Here is a 3,255-nt window from a genome sequence, read left to right as displayed (position 1 = left end):
TCATGACAAACAATGGTCAAACTCCTGATGTATTCATTTTGATATCTGACAGACTGATTGATGCATATTCAAATAAGGTTGTCAGAGAAATTGATTACTCTCAAGAAGACAGAGATCTGTATGAAACATCTGCACTTAATGCTTTGAGTGTTGCAAATAAAGTATATGCAGCACCGCGCTCTATTGAATCACTTGTAATTTATTACAATAAGGATCTCCTTGAATATCCTTATGAAACTCTTGAAGAATATGCTGAATACTCTGAGAAAATTAAATCAAAAGAAAAATATGGTCTTCTTGGAAATTTCCAAAAGTTCTATTATGCAAACAGCTTTATCAATGCATATGGCGGTTACACATTTGGAAAATACAAAAACAAGAATATAAATATTTTTGACATTGGCTTAAATAATGAAGGTACAATTTTAGGTCTCAAGGAATTAAAAGATTTTTCTCAAAGAACAATGCCAAAAGAAGCTTTATCAAAGAAAGCTGACAGTGTTATTGATCTTATGTTTACAAAAGGAAAAGCTGCAGCCGTAATCAATGGTCCAATAGCATTGAAAAAGTATTCAAAATCAGGCATTAACTTTGGCATTGCACCTCTTCCAAAACTGAAAAACGGGAAAAAACTAAATGGATATTATGGAGTAAAAGGATATGCAATTTCTTCAAAGTCAAGAAAGCATCAGTTAGCAGAAAAATTCATAAGATTCATTAATTCTCCTGAAAACGCTCAGAACAGATATTTTACAAATGCAGAACTTCCACCAATAAAAACATTGCTAGAACAGAGCTTTATCTCATGTGACGAGCTTGCTAACACAATAATTTCTCAGATAAATGAAGCTTCTCAAATGCCAAATGTTCATAAAATGCGAATTGTCTGGAAAACCATGGATGAATCGCTAGAAAAGATCCTATCAATATCTAATCCAAATTACAAAACAGTTTTAAATGAGGCCGTCTCTAAGATAAAACAATGTGATTAGAGATAAACTAAACTCCATTTTTTTGACACGCAAAGTATAACAGTATTTCAAAAAGCAGATAAACAAAGCGTTAGTCATCAATTAATGATCTTTGGCATGTAAGTTGCAACAGTTAACTCAGATAACAAAATGTCAAAAAAATGGAGAATTAAAATGGAATACGAAACTTCTTCTGCATCTGCACTAAAATTAGTAAATACCATGATGATGTGGTTATTCTGTTTAACTGTTCTGCTTTTAATCATTCCATGGGCAGAAATTTCACTAACTTTTGCAGATAACATCGAGGACAATAAGATCCTTTTATACTTTGCTCTGATTATTGAAATATCAAATTTCATATCACAGGGACTTATGTATGTTGTTAATGCAATTTCTACTAAAAAGAGAATCAAAAAGCAGAAAATTAAAGTTTCAACAGCAGTTGAAAACCTTGATTTTGCGGAGAAGGCATTATTACGTGAGTATGTTCTTCAGAGAAAATCTATTCTAAATCTGCCTGTGTTAGAGCCTACAGTTCGAAACCTTATTGATGAAGGTGTATTAAAAATCATAAATGTTACTGATGAAGATGAAAAAACAGCTCAGATCATTATTTCAAGAGAAGCAAGACCATATATAACCTATAAGGCAATCGGACTTACTCTTGGAAAAATGACAGAAGATCAGATTTCAGAAATCATGAATTCAAGACCAATTTATGCAAGAGAACCAAGCATAATCAGAAAAAACAAAGTATTCGTTGGTTCTAAGGCTGTAAATTCCTTATACAAGAACAATACTGAAGTTCAGAATACTTCAAAGGAAGAAGCTGCAGCTTAGTTAACAGGTTTTACATTACTCCATTATGTGATTAGACCTCTTATAAGAGGTCTTTTTTTATTAATGGAGTTAATGCATCAGAGATAAAAAATGGAGCAAACTGCTCCATTTCCATGTTTTTTTAACTATAAAACTAGTATTCAATAGTACTCATCTTAGATAGTTTCTTACGATCGTGCCATGCCTGAATGTAACGACGTGTACCTGTTCTTCCTCTTGATGAGATTGATGATGTAATTGCATATCCACCCTTGTAATGGATACCATCAAGAAGTTCACCTGGTGTTACACCTGTTGCAGCAAAGAAACACTGATCGGTAGTAACCAGATCATCAACAGAGCGGATTAAGTCCAAATCAAATCCGTCTTTAATAATTGCTTCTCTCTCTTCATTTGTTTTAGGTGCTAATCTAGTCAGCATCTGACCACCGGTACCTTTAATTGCACAAGCTGTAACAACAGCCTCAGGGGTACCACCAATGCCTACTAACATATCAATATCAGTTGTAGGATCAATTGCCATTAAAGCACCAGCAATATCACCATCAGAGTGAACCATTACTCTAGCACCAGCTTTGTGAATATCTTTGATTAGCTGATCGTGGCGTGGCTTATCTAAAACAAAAACATTAAGTTCACCAACTTTCTTGCCAAGAGCCTTTGCAACTTTCTCAAGATTGTCTTTGATAGGAGCATCAAGATCAATTACATTTGCAGCATCTGCACCAACACACATCTTCTCACAGTAGTAAGAATGACCTGGGTTGAACATTGTTCCCTTCAAAGAAATACCTACAGCAGCTATACCGTTAGGTCTACCACCTGCAACACATGATGTACCATCAATAGGATCAACTGCAATATCAAACTCAAGACCGTCACCAAAGCCAACTTTTTCACCAGTGTACAGCATTGGAGCTTCGTCTTTTTCACCTTCACCGATAACAATAGTTCCCTGAATGTGTAATGACTGGAATGCGATTCTCATTGCATCCACTGCGGCTCTGTCAACTAGTTCCTTATCTCCAAGACCTACATATCTTGCTGAAGCTAATGCTGCAGCTTCAGTAACACGAACAAGATCAAGAGCAATATTCTTATCAGCTAAGTGTTGTTGCATATTATCCCCATCTAAGGTTTTATTAATCGAAAAAAAACGCACGATTACGGCACGTTTTGATGTGTGTATGATACACCACGAAACTTAAAGTTCCTAATTATTTCGAGAATTTGAAAAAAATAACCACTTAAAAATGGCTTAAATATGCAGATTTAAAGAAAATGATGTGCCTTCGCCAAGCTTTGAATCAACCTTGATCTGACCATTACATTCCTGAACAATATGTTTAACAATAGTAAGACCAAGACCTGTACTGTCTCTATTTGAATGACTTCTGTCTACAGTAAAGAATCTTTCAAAGATCCTTGTTGAATCCTCGTA

Annotated in this window: 4 protein-coding genes; 2 read left to right on the top strand and 2 right to left on the bottom strand. The window is 34.7% G+C overall.

What is annotated here, in order from left to right; genetic code table 11:
- Both ACJML3_RS00175 and ACJML3_RS00170 read left to right on the top strand, forming a co-directional pair.
- Window positions 1-992, top strand: a 992-nt coding sequence (locus tag ACJML3_RS00175) for an extracellular solute-binding protein (RefSeq protein WP_406019603.1), incomplete at its 5' end; no start/stop codon positions are given.
- A 153-nt stretch (window positions 993-1,145) separates the two neighbouring features.
- A complete protein-coding gene (locus ACJML3_RS00170) occupies window positions 1,146-1,814 on the top strand; it encodes a super-infection exclusion protein B (protein ID WP_406019602.1) in 669 nt (222 codons plus the stop codon).
- A gap of 133 nt (window positions 1,815-1,947) precedes the next feature.
- On the opposite strand, the gene glpX is transcribed toward ACJML3_RS00170, so the two are convergent.
- Together glpX and ACJML3_RS00160 are read right to left on the bottom strand one after the other, a co-directional pair.
- A complete protein-coding gene (glpX, locus tag ACJML3_RS00165) occupies window positions 1,948-2,934 on the bottom strand; it encodes a class II fructose-bisphosphatase (protein ID WP_406019601.1) in 987 nt (328 codons plus the stop codon).
- Between the two features lie 138 nt (window positions 2,935-3,072).
- Window positions 3,073-3,255: ATP-binding protein (locus tag ACJML3_RS00160; protein ID WP_406019600.1), on the bottom strand; the 183-nt coding region annotated here is incomplete at its 5' end.

The sequence above is a fragment of the Succinivibrio sp. genome (genome assembly GCF_045124615.1).
Taxonomy (GTDB): Bacteria; Pseudomonadota; Gammaproteobacteria; order Enterobacterales; family Succinivibrionaceae; genus Succinivibrio; species Succinivibrio faecicola.
This window is presented reverse-complemented; position numbering and strand designations above follow the sequence as displayed.

Excerpts from the sequence above, each read along its gene's own strand:
- ACJML3_RS00170 (WP_406019602.1), top strand. The coding sequence starts at position 1,146 with ATGGAATACGAAACTTCTTCTGCATCTGCACTAAAATTAGTAAATACC.
- glpX (WP_406019601.1), bottom strand. The coding sequence starts at position 2,934 with ATGCAACAACACTTAGCTGATAAGAATATTGCTCTTGATCTTGTTCGT.